The following is a 15,188-nucleotide window of genomic DNA, read 5'->3' on the forward strand; positions in this document are numbered from 1 at the left end:
GATCACGGACATAGCCACGATCACGAGCATAGTCATGATCACGGACATAGCCACGATCACGAGCATAGTCATGATCATAGCCATAGCCATAGCCATAGCCATGATCACGAACATAGCTATGATCATGGGCATCATCATCGTTCTTATAAAGATATTGTTAAGCTTATTGAATCAGCAGGTTTTACTCCAAAAGTGGAAGAAACTGCTTTGAAGATTTTTAAGAAGATCGGGGAAGCAGAAGGGCATATTCATAACATGCCATTAGAAACGGTTCACTTTCATGAAGTAGGTGCAGTTGATTCTATTATAGATATTGTAGGAGCGGCGATTCTTCTTGATCAGCTTGAAGTTGACACGATCAAATCTTCACCTATCCCTGTAGGAACAGGAAAGATTAAAATTGATCATGGTGTGTATCCAGTTCCGGCACCAGCTACATTAGAAATGTTAAAAGGAGTTCCGATTGCCCAAAGTGACTTAAAGGCTGAACTTACAACACCAACAGGCGCAGCAATTGTTTCAGTTTTAACTGATGAGTTTTGTGCCTTTCCAGTTTTGAAAGTAAAGAAGATTGGTTACGGAGCAGGAACAAAAACATTTAAAGACCATCCAAATGTACTAAGGGTCATCATTGGTGAGTAAATGATGATGATAAAAAGAGAGGAGTATTGATGATGCACTCTGAACTACCTCCTGACCATCAACACATTGATAATCAAATGGTCAAAATGGAAGTAAATCTAGATGATGTATCAGGTGAGTGGCTTGGCTATGTTATAGATTTACTTTTTGAACAAGGAGCAAATGACGTTTTTTATACTCCTATATATATGAAAAAAAATAGACCGGCTATTTTACTTCAGTTGCTTTGTTCTACCAAAGCATTACCAAAAATGGAAGAAATTCTTTTTAAAGAAACGACAACGTTAGGGGTGCGGTATTATCCATTGACGGTTCACCGCCTCGAAAGACGCTACAAAATAGTAACTACCGAGTGGGGACCGGTCTCTGTGAAAGAGGGAATTTTGAGTGGGCAAGTTGTACAAAAATCACCAGAATTTGAAGATTGCAAAAAAATCGCCCAACATTTTAATGTCCCACTAAAAAAAGTTTATGAACAAGTTTGGAAAGAGGTTGATCTCGACCGTTAATAGAGAAAAACACGGTCGGATATCAAGCTACTAAGAAAAGCAACTAGGAGAGAGTTCTATGAAAATTGCAATGATTAATATAGAAGCGGGTTATTCTATAGTCAATCAATTAACTTATGATATAGTAGGACAACTTATCAATGATTATGAAGTGTATGCAATTGAAGTGAATGGAAACTCAAAACCATTCCTAACAAAAGATTTAGCTGCATGGAGAACACAAGGGGGAAATCTATTACGCTGTTTTTCAATGAAAGATCCATTCCAAATAGAAGCTGCTGTGTTATTATCTTTTGATGCAATCATTGTTTTGGGTGGAGAACAAGGACGATTATTTTCTGACTACGTAGCAAAACAAGTTAAAGTAAAATCGTTATATATTCCTGTATCCATTTACAATGATATTAAAAAGTCCAAGCTGTCACTAGGTTACGATACGGCACTAAATGCTGTTATAGATGATATTTATAAAATTGAAGATTCGGTATCATCGTGTAGGCATGATCGGCATCGCCTCTTTGGGGTTCAGGTTCCGGGGAAAATGGGAAGTCATTTAGCAAAAGATGTTTTTGCAGCAGTCGATGGGCTAATTCCTTATTGGGGAATCAGTTCAGCCGCTGAATTAACAGACATAATAAGAGAGAGAAGTAAGAATGGAAAAAATCATTCTTTCATCATTTTTGATGACAGAATTGATAAAGATACAGTGAAAGAGAAATTACGTCCTATGTTAGCCGATGTATCTTGGAGATACACGAAGGTTGACGAAGCACAGTGTATGGGAATGTTGCCTACAGCAATTGATCGTATTCTAGCTAAGCAAATAGCTAGTGGAGTAAAAATGTGGATTAAATCAACAAAAGTTGACGGATTTTTAGCACTTCAATATAACAAAACAGTGTTTAAACTAGCAATCTAGCTTAAAATATTACGAGAATAAGGGGTTATTTACACAATGCAAAATGTAATAGATGAAAAGCAACTAGACCAATTAGCAATTAATACAATTAGAACATTATCAATAGATGGAATTGAAAAAGCGAACTCAGGACACCCTGGAATGCCGATGGGAGCAGCTCCAATGGCTTATGCATTATGGGCAAAAGAAATGAACCATAATCCAGTTAATCCAAATTGGTTTAACAGAGATCGTTTTGTCCTATCTGCAGGTCATGGATCCATGCTGCTATACAGCATGCTACATTTATTTGGATATGATGTGACAATGGATGATTTAAAGAACTTCCGTCAATGGGGAAGTAGAACGCCTGGACATCCAGAACTTGGCCATACACCTGGAGTAGAAGCAACAACAGGGCCACTAGGACAAGGAATCGCAATGGCTGTAGGGATGGCAATGGCTGAGCGACATCTTGCAGAAACATATAATAAAGATGGATATACTCTAGTAGATCATTTCACGTATAGCATTTGTGGTGATGGCGATTTAATGGAAGGTGTATCAGCTGAAGCTGCCTCGCTTGCAGGACATCTAAAGCTAGGACGTCTAGTTGTGTTGTATGACTCAAATGATATTTCCTTGGACGGTGAATTGAACTTATCATTTTCAGAAAGTGTAGAAGATCGTTTCAAAGCGTATGGTTGGCAAGTGATTCGTGTTGAAGATGGCAATGATATTAACACAATCCAAAAGGCTCTACAAGAAGCAAAAGGAGATCTAGATCGGCCTACGTTAATAGAAGTAAAAACAGTCATTGGTTATGGTTCGCCTAATAAATCAGGTAAGTCAGCTTCTCATGGTGCACCTCTTGGTAAAGAGGAAATTACGCTAACGAAAAAAGCTTATAATTGGAACTCAGAAGAATCGTTTCATGTGCCCGAAGAAGTATCAAGTCATTTTTCACAGTTTGTTAAAATCGGAAAAGAGAAAGAAGAAAAATGGAATAAACATTTTGAAGATTACAAAAAAACGTACCCGAAATTGGCTGAACAATTTGAAGCGGCGTTAGCAGACAAGCTTCCTGAAAACTGGGAAGAAGCATTGCCGAACTTTAACGAGGGTGAATCATTAGCAACTCGTACATCATCAGGAAAAACACTTAATGCAGCTGCTAATGCCATCCCGCAATTAATTGGGGGGTCTGCCGACTTAGCAGGATCAAATAAAACATTCATTACATCAGAAAAAAATTACGGTATCGATAGTTTTGCAGCTCGAAATGTCTGGTTTGGTGTACGTGAATTTGCAATGGGTGCTGCAATCAATGGAATGGCCATTCATGGTGGAATAAAAGTATTTGGTGCAACTTTCTTCGTCTTTTCTGACTATTTACGTCCAGCGATTCGTTTAGCTGCATTAATGAAATTGCCAGTAACCTATGTCTTTACACATGATAGCATTGCAGTTGGAGAAGATGGTCCAACACATGAGCCGGTTGAACAGTTAGCGTCATTACGTGCAATGCCAGGTGTGTCGGCAATTAGACCAGCAGATGCGAAAGAAACGGTTGCAGCATGGAGATTAGCCATTGAAAGTACGGATACACCTACTGCCCTTATCTTGACTCGTCAAGACTTACCTACATTACAAATGGATCAAGAATCTGTCTATGAAGGAGTTAAAAAAGGTGCATATGTTGTATCAGAAGCAAAAGGAGATGTTAGTGGTTTATTGCTAGCATCAGGTTCTGAAGTTTCTCTTGCAATGGAAGCGCAAAAAGAACTTGAAAAAGAAAATATTTTCATATCTGTAGTAAGTATGCCAAGTTGGGATCGTTTCGACAAACAGTCTGTGGAGTATAAAGAGCAAGTGTTACCGAAGCATGTTAAGGCTCGTCTTGGAATTGAAATGGGATCATCCCTTGGTTGGAGTAAATATGTTGGTGATGCAGGTGACGTTATTGCGATTGATCAATTTGGAGCATCGGGACCTGCTAACATTTTGCTTAAGGAATATGGATTCTCGGTTGAGAATGTTGTGAAGAATTTCAAAGAACTACTTGGATAATTTAGGACTAGGAGATTGGAAAAGTAGAGCTATGAAAGAATAAATAGAGTGTCTTAAGCTTCGGGAGTGTCCCAAAAGGTCAAAAAGGACTTTTGGGACACTCCTCTTTTTTACGATTCTCCAGTAGGGCCACTTTATATTAATTTCAAGTCAAAGGGAATGAGGAGGGGTGTGATGTTTGTTCAAGTGGTTACTTTACGTTGTCAAAAAGGTTTAGAAGAGCAGTTGCTTAACAATGGAAAGAAGAATCTGATTTCATATTATCAATATGCTGGATGTGTAAAGGTGGACTTTCTAGAGCCAAATACTGGACATTCCCCATTTAATTATGAGTTAATAAGCATTTGGGAAAACGAAGAAACATTAAATAGAATGAAAAATAGTTTAAGTTACCGTGAATTGCTAAACAGTATTACTCCGATAGTGTATTTATTAACAGAAGTAGTTTATGGCAAAAATCAATCGAAGTATGAAGATGCTAATGTATCATTTATTGAAGTCTCTAAAACAAATTGACGGTGAAAAGGTAATATGATAAAGTAAAAACAATTAGTTTGTTTTGTAAACAAATTAATTGTAAGTGATAGAAATTGGCACTAGTATCTATGAAAAATGTTAGAGAAGGCACTAGAAAGAGGGTATGCTGTAGGGGCAATTTAATATAAATAACTAGAATGGACTCAAGCAATATGAACAGCTGCCGAAGAAGAAGGTTCACCAGTAATCTACGGGGTATTTTAAGGTGCCACTCGTAATGCTATCTAAACTTTTAGTAGTGTTCAACTAATATTTTAAGTACACTGATGGATAGTTAATAAAAGGAGTGAAGGAATTGAAAAAGCAGGGACTTATATTTATCTATTTGCTAGTAGTTATTCTATTTATAAGCGGATGTACGCAATCTAATACTACGGAAGAGTTTGCTAATTCGAATGAAAAAGAAGAGTTGATTTTAGCTATTGGACCGGAACCGGAAGCTGGATTTGATCCTACTACAGGATGGGGACGCTACGGTTCGCCGCTATTTCAAAGTACATTATTAAAGCGCGACAGTGATTTGTCGATTTCGTATGATGTTGCAACTAGTTATGAAATTAGCAGTGACGGTTTGGAATGGACAGTGGAGATCAGAGATGATGTCAGGTTTTCCGATGGAGAGCCATTAACAGCAGAAGATGTACAGTTTACTTTTGAAACAGCGAAAGCTAGTGGATCTGTGATAGACCTAAGCATTCTTGAGAGTGTTAAGCCACTGGATGAACATACGATAACCTTTTACCTAAAAGAACCTAGATCTACTTTTATTCAGTCGTTATTAACGATGGGAATAGTGCCTGAACATGCATATGGTGGAAACTATGCTACAAACCCAATAGGTTCAGGTCCATATAAACTAGTGCAGTGGGATAAGGGACAACAGATCATTGTTGAAGCAAATCTAGAATATTATGACACAAAACCATATTTTGAGAAAGTTACCTTCTTATTTTTAAATGAGGATGCTGCTTTTGGTGCGGCGAAATCGGGACAAGTTGACATGGTATCTATTCCAGCAGCTTTTAGCATGCAGGACGTTCCTGGTATGCGCCTAGAATCAATTCAGAGTGTCGACAATCGGGGCATTATGTTTCCATATGTATCTTCAGGAGAAGTAACAGAAGATGGACTTGCAATTGGGAATGATGTAACAGCAGACTTAGCCATTCGTCAGGCAATAAATATAGCAATTGATAGACAGGGACTAGTTGATGGGGTTTTAGAAGGGCGTGGAACTCCTGGATATTCTGTTGCGGATCAACTTCCTTGGTGGAATCCAGAAACAGTGGTTGAGGATAACGATATGGAGCTAGCACGAAAGATTTTAACTGAAGCAGGGTGGGTTGATGAAAATGGAGACGGAATCCTTCAAAAAGGTACATTGAAAGCCGAATTTACCCTACTTTATCCAGCAAGTGATGTGACAAGACAATCACTTGCCATTGCAGTTGCTGATATGATTAAGCCATTAGGCATTAATATAATAACTGAAGGCAGAAGCTGGGATGAAATACAGTCATTGATGCACTCAAATGCTGTACTAATGGGATGGGGTAGCCACGATCCTTTGGAAATCTATCATGTCTATGGTGGAGACAATATTGGAATAGAGTGGTTTAATCCTGGGTATTATTCCAATTCAAAAGTAGATGAGTATTTAACACAGGCAATAGCTGCGAAAAGTGAGGAAGAGGCAATTGAATATTGGCAAAAAGCCCAATGGGATGGTCAAACGGGTTTCAGTGCAATAGGAGATGCACCGTGGGCGTGGCTTGTAAATATCGATCACCTGTATTTAGTATCAGAAAAGCTTGATATTGGCGAGCAGAAAATTCAACCTCATGCTCATGGTTGGCCTATTACAGATAATATAGTTGAGTGGAAATGGAACGAGTAATAGTGCAGGTGAGGACGATACTCTCGTACTTGGTGAAAAAAAGTATTAGGCTAGCCTCGCTTTTAATTGCTGTATGTTTGTTTTCTTTTATACTCATTAGTTATTCACCAGTCGATCCTATTCAAGCCTATATTGGTGCAGACATGATGAACGTTGGTCCAGAACAACGGGAACAAATTGCAGAGAATTGGGGCCTTGATAAGACTCCAGCTCAACAATTTCTTCATTGGAGTACGGCTGTATTCCAAGGTGATTTAGGAACATCGATGATTTATCGCCGACCTGTATCAGAAGTGATAAGCGAAAAATTTCTTAATTCACTAGCTCTTATGATGACAGCTTGGGTGTTATCTGGAATCATCGGTTTTGTATTGGGAATTGTCGCGGCTATGAAAAGAGGTTCTTGGTTAGATAGAATCATTAAATGGTATTGTTACACGTTAGCGTCAACTCCTACATTTTGGATGGGAATGTTGGTCCTACTTATTTTCGCTGTTTGGTTAGGTTGGTTTCCGATAGGAATGGGGGTCCCAGCAGGGGTTCTTGCTGAGGAGGTTACATTTGTTGAACGAATTCAACATCTGATTTTACCAGCGTTAACATTAAGTATGATTGGGGTAGCCAATGTCGCATTACACACAAGGGAAAAGTTAATTGAGGTCCTCTCAAGCGATTATATTTTGTTTGCTAGAGCGAGGGGGGAGAAAGGTTTTACTTTACTATGGCGACATGGGTTGCGTAACATTGCTTTACCAGCTATTACACTTCAGTTTGCAGCCTTTGGTGAATTATTTGGTGGGGCTGTATTAGCAGAGCAAGTATTCTCCTATCCAGGATTAGGGCAAGCAACAGTTGAAGCAGGGGTTCGGGGAGATGTCCCGCTTCTTTTAGGAGTCGTCATCTTTAGTGCCTTATTTGTCTTCGTAGGAAATCTCATTGCTGATGTGATTTATCGAGTTGTTGATCCGCGGGTAAAGGAGAGGAGAGGGCTATGAACGTTTTAGTAAAGACCAAGCATCTTCTCACATTGCCTTTTCTATTAAATCAAAGGCAAAAAAGTATCGTTGTTATAGTGGCACTTGCACTTTTGTTAGTTAGCGTTATCATTGGTGGTTTTTTTCTTAGTAATGAGAAGATTGCTACGAATTTAGAGTACCGTAACTTAGGACCAATGCTTGCTCATCCTTTTGGAACTGACTGGCTTGGTAGAGATATGTTTACACGAACTATGAAAGGTCTGACGTTAAGTATTGCTGTCGGCTTAGTCGCTGCAGCGGCAAGTGTGATGATTGCCCTTACGTTAGGAATAATGGCTGCAACTATGGGCAAAGTGGTAGATGGCATTATCTCATGGTTAGTTGATTTGTTTTTAAGTGTTCCTCATTTGGTCATTTTAATTTTAATAGCTTTTGCGATGGGGGGAGGAGCAAAAGGTGTGATTATAGGACTTGCTCTTACTCATTGGCCAAGTTTGACGCGAGTCATTCGAGCAGAAGTGATGCAGCTGCGCTCAGCGGAATATGTACAAATGTCGAAACGTTTAGGGAAATCGCGCTGGTATATTGCAAGGGTGCATCTATTGCCTCACCTCATACCACAGCTTTTAGTTGGTCTATTTTTACTGTTTCCGCATGCAATCTTACATGAGGCGGCAGTCACTTTTTTAGGAATGGGATTGTCTCCTCATCAACCCGCTATTGGGATTATTCTCTCAGAATCGATGAGATACTTATCTACAGGTATGTGGTGGCTTGCCTTTTTCCCAGGGCTTTGTTTGTTAGTTATTGTAAGAGCGTTTGATGTGATAGGAGAACAGTTACGAATCATGCTGGACCCACATCGAGCACATGAATAGATCAAATAGGGGACGGTGAAAAAGATGCCTCTTCTTGAAGTTGATGAATTGTCTATATCCTTTAATCAATATTCAAAGGGTTTTAAAAAAAGCGATTTAAAAGTCATCCATAACGTAACAATGTCAATTGATGAAGGAGAAGTTGTGGCCGTTGTTGGATCAAGCGGATCTGGGAAAAGTCTATTAGCTCATGCTATTCTTGGAATCTTACCAAGCAATGCAAAAATAAGTGGTACGATTAAATATGATGGAGATGAGCTTACTCAGAAAAAGCGTACTAATTTGCAGAGTGGTGAAATTGCTCTTGTTCCACAATCTGTGAATTTCTTAGATCCATTAATGAAAACAGGAGCACAAGTAAGGTTAGCTGCAAAGAAACAAGATGCGGCAGGCGCTCAACGCAGAGTTTTTAAACAGTATCGTTTAGACAGAAATGTTGAAAAGCTGTATCCCTTTCAGCTATCTGGAGGGATGACACGTAGAGTCTTAGTATCAACAGCAGTGATCAGTGAAGCGAAAGTGATTATTGCTGATGAACCTACTCCTGGGCTGGATCCGGCAGTCGTTAAAGAGGCCTTATCTTCTATTAGAGAATTAGCTGACAATGGGAGTGCGGTTATGCTTATTACTCACGATATTGATTCTGCATTAAGTATAGCGGATAAAATTGCAGTCTTTTATGCAGGTACAACTGTAGAAATCGCATTAGTAAAAGATTTTTACGGGAAAGGTGAAGCATTGCGCCATCCGTATTCAAAGGCATTATGGAGAGCTCTTCCACAAAATGAATTCTTACCTATTCCTGGTTCACAACCCGAAGCTCACGACTTACCTAAAGGATGTTTATTTGAACCACGATGCGCATTTGCTACTGCACAATGCTCTCGTGAAATGCCAGCTGTCAAAACAGTTCGAGGTGGAATGGTGAGGTGTTTTCATGCAACTTAAAGCAAACAATATTGGTTTTTTTTATGATAGGAGCCGATGGATTTTCAGAAATTTTAATTATACAATTGATGCGGGTGAGATTGTAGGTCTTAGCGGAAAAAGTGGATGTGGGAAGACAACATTTGCACGGGTGCTTTCAGGATATGAACAGCAAAAGGAAGGAACGGTTACATTAAACAATTCTCCGTTACCAAAAAGGGGTTATCAGCCGGTACAGCTTGTGTTTCAGCACCCTGAAAAGGGTGTCAACCCTAAATGGCGTATGGAGAAGGTCTTACATGAAGGTGGCAAGATAGACGGTCAACTTCTAGATCTTTTAGGTATTAAACAAGAATGGCTTACTCGCTGGCCTAATGAATTATCAGGTGGTGAATTGCAACGTTTTTGCGTTGCTAGAGCACTAGGTACCGGTACACGATTTCTTATTGCAGATGAAATGACGACAATGCTTGATGCGATTACACAAGCTCAAATATGGCATGCTGTATTAGAAATTGCTAGGCAACGCAAGATTGGGGTATTGGTAATAAGTCATGAAGAAGCTCTAATCCGAAGATTATGTACTAGAATGGTTACTTTTTCTGAGCGAATTTAAAATTAATTGGGGTTAACTTACAGTATCCAGATTCATGTTTCTTACGATTGTTTAAGAAATGTGAATCTGGATTTTTTTGTGGAATTTGTAGAATAATATAAAAGTTGTTTAGATAGTCCTGATTTTGCAATTATAGTCCTAAATAAAAAGGAGATAATATATTATAATGATTTTTGAAAACGATTTCAAGTGGTTTAGGAGGATTATAGTGGCGAAATTAAAACTAAAAGAAAAAATGTCTTATGGACTGGGGGATGCGGCAAATAATTTAACCTTTTCAATGGTGTCTACTTATTTATTAATTTTTTATACAGATGTTTTTGGAATAACGGCAGCTGCAGTAGGTACATTATTTTTAGTCGCACGAATTTTTGATGCATTTACTGATCCTATGATGGGGGCACTTATAGACCGTTATGGGAAAAACGGAGAAAATGGGAGGTTTAGACCGTACCTAAAATGGGCAGGATTCCCTCTAGTTATATTGGCGGTCTTACTGTTCACTACACCAGACTTATCTGATTCTGGGAAACTTGCTTATGCCTATGTTACCTATATCCTTTTTGGGATGGCTTACACGGCGGTTAATATTCCATACGGTTCACTGGCATCTGTAATGACTAGGGATCCAGTAGAGAGGTCTTCATTAGCATCATTTCGTGGTTTAGGTCAACAAGTGGGGATGTTTGTTGTAGGGGTACTTATTGTTCCGATGATAGCGCTTTTTCCAAGTCAACAAATTGGTTATCCAGTTGTAATTGCTATCATTGGAGTACTCGCACTCATCTTTTATTATTTAGCATATAGAAATACAAAGGAACGGATTCAACCTAATAAATCTGTAAAACCAGAAAAAATGAGCTGGAAGATGATATCACGAACTTTGAAAAATGGACCATTTATGGCGCTTTCACTTATGTCATTTTTTATCTTATCGGCAATGTTATTAAATCAAGCTGTTGCACTTTACTTCTTTACTTATAATCTAGAAAATGAAATGTTGTTCCCTGTATATAACATGATCAATATCGCATCATTATTTGTAATAATCCCATTAATACCTACGTTCACAAAGAGGTTTGGGAAAAAGAATGTTACATTATGTGGTTTTTTAATTGGTTTCATTGCTTTTGGTGGATTGTTTCTACTACCAACTACTCCGGTAATCGTTATTTTTCTTCTTTGGCTTGGTATGCAGGGGATTATGATTCCAAATATTCTTGTTTGGGCTTTTATTTCTGATGTTATTGACTATGGTGAGTGGAAAACAGGAGTTAGACAGGAAGGAACAACGTATTCTTTGTACAGCTTTATGCGTAAATTATCGCAAGCTATTGCAGGATGGGGAGCGGCAATGGGGTTAGCGCTAATTGGTTACGTTCCTAATGTAGCACAATCTCCTGAAACATTATTTGGATTCAAAATAATTATGGCACTTCTACCAGCAATTGCATGCGTCATTTGCTTTATTATCTTTAAATATGGATATCTATTAGATGATGAGAAGTTTAAGAAGATTTCTGCAGATCTTTCTGCTTAAATTAGAACAAAACTGATTTCTAGAAGTAAGGAGTTAGATATCAAATCAATTAATAGAAATAAAGGTAAAGTGTTTCCAAATAAATTAAGTGTGCTAGTATGGTTCGTATAAAAAATGTTATTAAGGATACACTCGATCTATCATTCGGGTGTATCTTATATTTTTCATTCTTGTTAAGACATACTAGTAACAGGCTCCATGTATGAGCCTGTTACTAGTTAAGTTGAGTCTAAACAGCTTCTTTGCTTTCTTTTTTTATGTCCGCAATGGCTTTTTGAATTTCTTCCATTTTCTTATCATCTAGAGGGTAAAATTTCATGGCAATTAATGAAATAATGTAACCGATCATTGGGATACCGAACATTAAAAATAAGGACATTAAAAGTAATGCAGGTGTTAAAGCTTCTCCCACTTCTGGGAATGAATCTCTATAACCAATAAGCGCTACCGCAAAACCAACAATTGCTGGTGCTAATGAAGAGATAAATTTATCGACAAAAGAGAAAATTGTGGCTATCATCCCAGGTACATAACGGCCTGTTCGATATGTCTCATAATCAGAAACATCGGCAATCATCGGTATAACCATGTTCCCCGTTAAACTTTGAAAACCTTGTGCTAAACTATATAAAATTAAAAATACAACTGTTACTAATCCAATGCTCGTTAAAGAAATGGTAGTTGAATCAATGGATAGTAAGAAAATAGTCGTTACACCAAAAAAGAGTAATGCTATCCACGTTCCCATAACGAAGGCACGTTTTAGACCAATTTTTCGAGCTTTCCCAATTCCAAAAAATGTGATGAGAAGCATTGGAGCTAATGTAATTAACCCAATCGTACCACTTAACGCATAATCCCCTAATAAGATGCCAAAGAACATAACCCCAACAGCTGCTTGTCTAGGCATCATGTTTGCTAGTTTATCTGTAGAAGCAGCTAAAACTAACATTTGTAAGGCACGATTCCCTTTTAAAACAGGCCAATAATCACGGAAGCTTGTTTTAACGTTTTGATCTGCCAACCCGTAATATTCTTTTCGGTCTTTCCCTTTTATGGCGATAACAGCAAAACAAGTGAAGATAGCACTAATGATAATGATATAATATTTCAATTCAGAAAAAAGAGGTAACGTAAAGCCGCCATGTTTTCCTACAAGATAAATAGCTATAAACATTTGTCCACCAGTAAATAATACAGCATTATATGTGGCATCAAAAATAGCAAATAGTGGACGTTGCTTTGGATCGTTTGTTAAAACCGTCTGTGCCGCTCTCGTACAAGCTGCTTGGAATGTATAACCGATTATATAAATAATATGAATCGCTACGAAAAAGGCAAATTGCAGTGAATCAGGCATCAAATGTGTAAATGTGAATGTAATGTAAGCAGTCGCAGCTAAGATGATATTTCCTAAAACCATTAATGGAGCAAATTTACCGAATCTAGATTCAGTTTTATCAATGATATAGCCAATGATTGGGTCGGTAATGCCGTCAAAAATCCGCATAAACGTTAAGATTGTACTTACAACGACAACTGTTAACCCGGCAACTCCAGTTGCATAGTATGAAACAAACAACATCAAAAACATATAAAGGTTTGTAGCAGTGTTGTTTAATGCAAAAAATCCTATTTGCCATTTCTTCGCCGTATGGTACTTTTCTTCGTGATTTACTGTTACTGTCGCCATTTTGTTTTCCCCCTAATAGAAAATATAGAACGATGCATTATTTGTTTATAATTAGTTTATTTTGTTTACGCAACAAACTAATTATGGATTCATCATAGATGAAAGCGCTTTAAATAGCAAGTGGTTTTTTAAAAGAATTTTCAAAAGAATATTATTAGGACCTTGGAAGTAAATGCCCAGAAAAAATTTCCAAAAGCTCCTAAGGTAACATTACTAATGGGAGCTTTTAGGAAGTGGATGCAAAGAAATTGGGAGTATATGTTAGAACACCCAATAAGTTAACTTTAAAGTAGTTTTTTCTTAGTGAGCATCTCGATACTTTGTAGGTGTTATTCCCGTAGTCTTTTTGAAAATTCTGGCGAAATACCCAGCATCATCATAGCCAACGGCTCCCGCGATCCAATCAATTGATGTCCGATGTTGCTTTAATAAAATTTTCGCTTCTTCTATTCGAACTTGGTTTAAGAAATTAGTAAGAGTCATCCCTGTTTCTTTTTTAAATTGACGTGATAAGTGAGACGGATGTACGAGGCAATATTGAGAGATTTCATTCACATCAAATGGCTGACTATAATGAATGGTTAAAAAGTGAATAGCTTTTTGCACCAATAACGTATATTTAGTGATGGATCGTTGCTTAACCAGCTCGCAATATTCCTCGCACATTTGTATAATTAGTTTATTTAAATGATCGATACTATTGATTTGCTCAATCTTGATAGAAAACTTTTCTGAAATATGATGTAGAAAGAAAGGATGAACTTTTCCCTTCTCCGCAGAAATGCGAAAGGTTGTATTCAACACGATCAATATATTTTTCATTGCTCTTACCGGCTGATTTGGAAAACGGTCAGCAAAATCAAATAAATTGCCTGTCTTTAAAAAAAACTCCTTAGCTTTTTGTGAATCCCCTTTCTCGACCGCTCTCATTAATTCCTTCTCCAATTTATATCTTAATTCAATTAACTCTATATTGGTCTCATCCTGTTTTTGTACGAATTTACTCAGATGAGATTTTTCTTCATGTTTCTGTGACACTTCTAAGTTTTGAATCGGAACTTGGTCGATTGACCCCATTAGCTTAATCAAGTTTGAAATACTTTGAACTCTTGAAGGACTCACTAATTTTAGTGCTTGAAAAAACTCCCCTAAGCTCATTTGCTTTTTTTGGTCTAATTTGTAAGTAGCTGAAAGTCGATTTATATCGGGGGTTTGTTTTAGAAAAGGACCAATAATTAAACACATAGTTGTGTCTTGCTCAATGGTAAAAGAGTAGGCTAAATAGGAAAGACCAAGTTCATTCGTATACATACCGCATTGGGTTACTTGCTGTTTAGTCCGGAGTTGAAGAATAGCGAGATCTTTTTGATGGATATCGACTAAAAAATCAGGTATGGGATTACGTTCATATGACAAATTAATAGAACCGTTTTTATTTAAAACAAGTGTATTTATATCTGTTAAGTGAAAAATGGTCATGCTGGCGGTTGCTATTGAATGAGATTGAATGCTCATATAAAATTATTATCCTTTCGTATCGAATTAGTCAGGAAAAGCAAATATAGTCCTGTTTGGTTTTAGTCAAAGACAGTATAATCCATCTTGTAAACACTTACAATGTTGAAGTATTAGGAGTAAAACATGCTTTATCCAATCACAACAAATACTTACGAGTTATAAATTAAAATGGAATTTGGAATATAAAGAAGGGTCAAACCGTCTTACTGTAGTAAGTAAATTACGTCGAAGAAGGAGTTTTTCTATTATGGGAGTACTCTTTCTTCTGTAGGTTTAGAAGGTGGTTCGTTTCTGTAGAATCAGGTTGGTTTCTTGAAATCTAGATAGTTCGGATAGGTTTATGAATAATCAGATAGGAATATTTTTCTATGGCAGTGACAAAATAAAAAAACTCAGTTTGGTTGCAGTTTATTATTTGAAAAATTTCAGGGAGCAATTTCTCTTAAATCGTTAACGTTTTCCGTCACCTTAAAGGAGGGTTAATTT

The 15,188-nt window shown here is 37.5% G+C and carries 13 protein-coding genes; 11 read left to right on the forward strand and 2 right to left on the reverse strand.

Going from position 1 to position 15,188, the window contains the following annotated elements:
* The 11 genes from larC to SAY88_RS17715 form a co-directional block, all read left to right on the forward strand.
* Positions 1-642: nickel pincer cofactor biosynthesis protein LarC (larC, locus tag SAY88_RS17665; RefSeq protein ID WP_332633481.1), on the forward strand; the 642-nt coding region annotated here is incomplete at its 5' end.
* Positions 643-674: 32 nt separating this feature from the next.
* On the forward strand, positions 675-1,151 hold the full coding sequence (gene larC2, locus SAY88_RS17670) for a nickel pincer cofactor biosynthesis protein LarC2 (protein ID WP_332633522.1): 477 nt from the start codon (positions 675-677) through the stop codon (positions 1,149-1,151).
* A gap of 58 nt (positions 1,152-1,209) precedes the next feature.
* Positions 1,210-2,070, forward strand: coding sequence for a 6-phosphofructokinase (locus SAY88_RS17675; protein WP_332633482.1), 861 nt, complete (start codon positions 1,210-1,212; stop codon positions 2,068-2,070).
* 36 nt (positions 2,071-2,106) lie between these two features.
* Complete coding sequence (gene tkt, locus SAY88_RS17680; RefSeq protein ID WP_332633483.1) at positions 2,107-4,119, forward strand: transketolase; 2,013 nt, start codon at positions 2,107-2,109, stop codon at positions 4,117-4,119.
* A gap of 174 nt (positions 4,120-4,293) precedes the next feature.
* The gene (locus tag SAY88_RS17685; RefSeq protein WP_332633484.1) at positions 4,294-4,635 is read left to right on the forward strand and encodes a hypothetical protein; all 342 of its coding nucleotides are present in this window, start codon (positions 4,294-4,296) and stop codon (positions 4,633-4,635) included.
* 316 nt (positions 4,636-4,951) lie between these two features.
* A complete protein-coding gene (locus tag SAY88_RS17690) occupies positions 4,952-6,553 on the forward strand; it encodes an ABC transporter substrate-binding protein (RefSeq protein WP_332633485.1) in 1,602 nt (533 codons plus the stop codon).
* The gene (locus tag SAY88_RS17695; protein ID WP_332633486.1) at positions 6,541-7,548 is read left to right on the forward strand and encodes an ABC transporter permease; all 1,008 of its coding nucleotides are present in this window, start codon (positions 6,541-6,543) and stop codon (positions 7,546-7,548) included. The genes SAY88_RS17690 and SAY88_RS17695 overlap by 13 nt, the downstream gene beginning before the upstream one ends.
* The gene (locus tag SAY88_RS17700) at positions 7,545-8,408 is read left to right on the forward strand and encodes an ABC transporter permease (protein WP_332633487.1); all 864 of its coding nucleotides are present in this window, start codon (positions 7,545-7,547) and stop codon (positions 8,406-8,408) included. Before SAY88_RS17695 ends, SAY88_RS17700 begins: the two co-directional genes overlap by 4 nt.
* 24 nt (positions 8,409-8,432) lie before the next feature.
* Entirely contained in the window at positions 8,433-9,356 is a 924-nt protein-coding gene (locus tag SAY88_RS17705; protein WP_332633523.1) for an ABC transporter ATP-binding protein, read from the forward strand.
* Complete coding sequence (locus SAY88_RS17710) at positions 9,346-9,951, forward strand: ABC transporter ATP-binding protein (RefSeq protein WP_332633488.1); 606 nt, start codon at positions 9,346-9,348, stop codon at positions 9,949-9,951. The genes SAY88_RS17705 and SAY88_RS17710 overlap by 11 nt, the downstream gene beginning before the upstream one ends.
* Positions 9,952-10,159: 208 nt before the next feature.
* Positions 10,160-11,491 (forward strand): glycoside-pentoside-hexuronide (GPH):cation symporter, encoded by a 1,332-nt coding sequence (locus tag SAY88_RS17715; RefSeq protein ID WP_332633489.1) that lies wholly within the window; start codon positions 10,160-10,162, stop codon positions 11,489-11,491.
* A 229-nt stretch (positions 11,492-11,720) separates the two neighbouring features.
* Here the strand turns inward: SAY88_RS17715 and SAY88_RS17720 are convergent, their stop codons facing one another.
* Complete coding sequence (locus SAY88_RS17720) at positions 11,721-13,184, reverse strand: MFS transporter (protein ID WP_332633490.1); 1,464 nt, start codon at positions 13,182-13,184, stop codon at positions 11,721-11,723.
* 300 nt (positions 13,185-13,484) lie between these two features.
* On the reverse strand, positions 13,485-14,699 hold the full coding sequence (locus tag SAY88_RS17725; RefSeq protein ID WP_332633491.1) for an AraC family transcriptional regulator: 1,215 nt from the start codon (positions 14,697-14,699) through the stop codon (positions 13,485-13,487).
* Between the last annotated feature and the right edge of the window lie 489 nt (positions 14,700-15,188).

It is taken from the genome of Halalkalibacter flavus, from assembly GCF_036663575.1.
In the GTDB taxonomy this organism is placed as follows: Bacteria; Bacillota; Bacilli; order Bacillales; family Bacillaceae_D; genus Halalkalibacter; species Halalkalibacter flavus.

Excerpts from the sequence above, each read along its gene's own strand:
- larC2 (WP_332633522.1), top strand. The coding sequence starts at position 675 with ATGCACTCTGAACTACCTCCTGACCATCAACACATTGATAATCAAATG.
- SAY88_RS17675 (WP_332633482.1), top strand. The coding sequence starts at position 1,210 with ATGAAAATTGCAATGATTAATATAGAAGCGGGTTATTCTATAGTCAAT.
- tkt (WP_332633483.1), top strand. The coding sequence starts at position 2,107 with ATGCAAAATGTAATAGATGAAAAGCAACTAGACCAATTAGCAATTAAT.
- SAY88_RS17685 (WP_332633484.1), top strand. The coding sequence starts at position 4,294 with ATGTTTGTTCAAGTGGTTACTTTACGTTGTCAAAAAGGTTTAGAAGAG.
- SAY88_RS17695 (WP_332633486.1), top strand. The coding sequence starts at position 6,541 with ATGGAACGAGTAATAGTGCAGGTGAGGACGATACTCTCGTACTTGGTG.
- SAY88_RS17700 (WP_332633487.1), top strand. The coding sequence starts at position 7,545 with ATGAACGTTTTAGTAAAGACCAAGCATCTTCTCACATTGCCTTTTCTA.
- SAY88_RS17705 (WP_332633523.1), top strand. The coding sequence starts at position 8,433 with ATGCCTCTTCTTGAAGTTGATGAATTGTCTATATCCTTTAATCAATAT.
- SAY88_RS17710 (WP_332633488.1), top strand. The coding sequence starts at position 9,346 with ATGCAACTTAAAGCAAACAATATTGGTTTTTTTTATGATAGGAGCCGA.
- SAY88_RS17720 (WP_332633490.1), bottom strand. The coding sequence starts at position 13,184 with ATGGCGACAGTAACAGTAAATCACGAAGAAAAGTACCATACGGCGAAG.
- SAY88_RS17725 (WP_332633491.1), bottom strand. The coding sequence starts at position 14,699 with ATGAGCATTCAATCTCATTCAATAGCAACCGCCAGCATGACCATTTTT.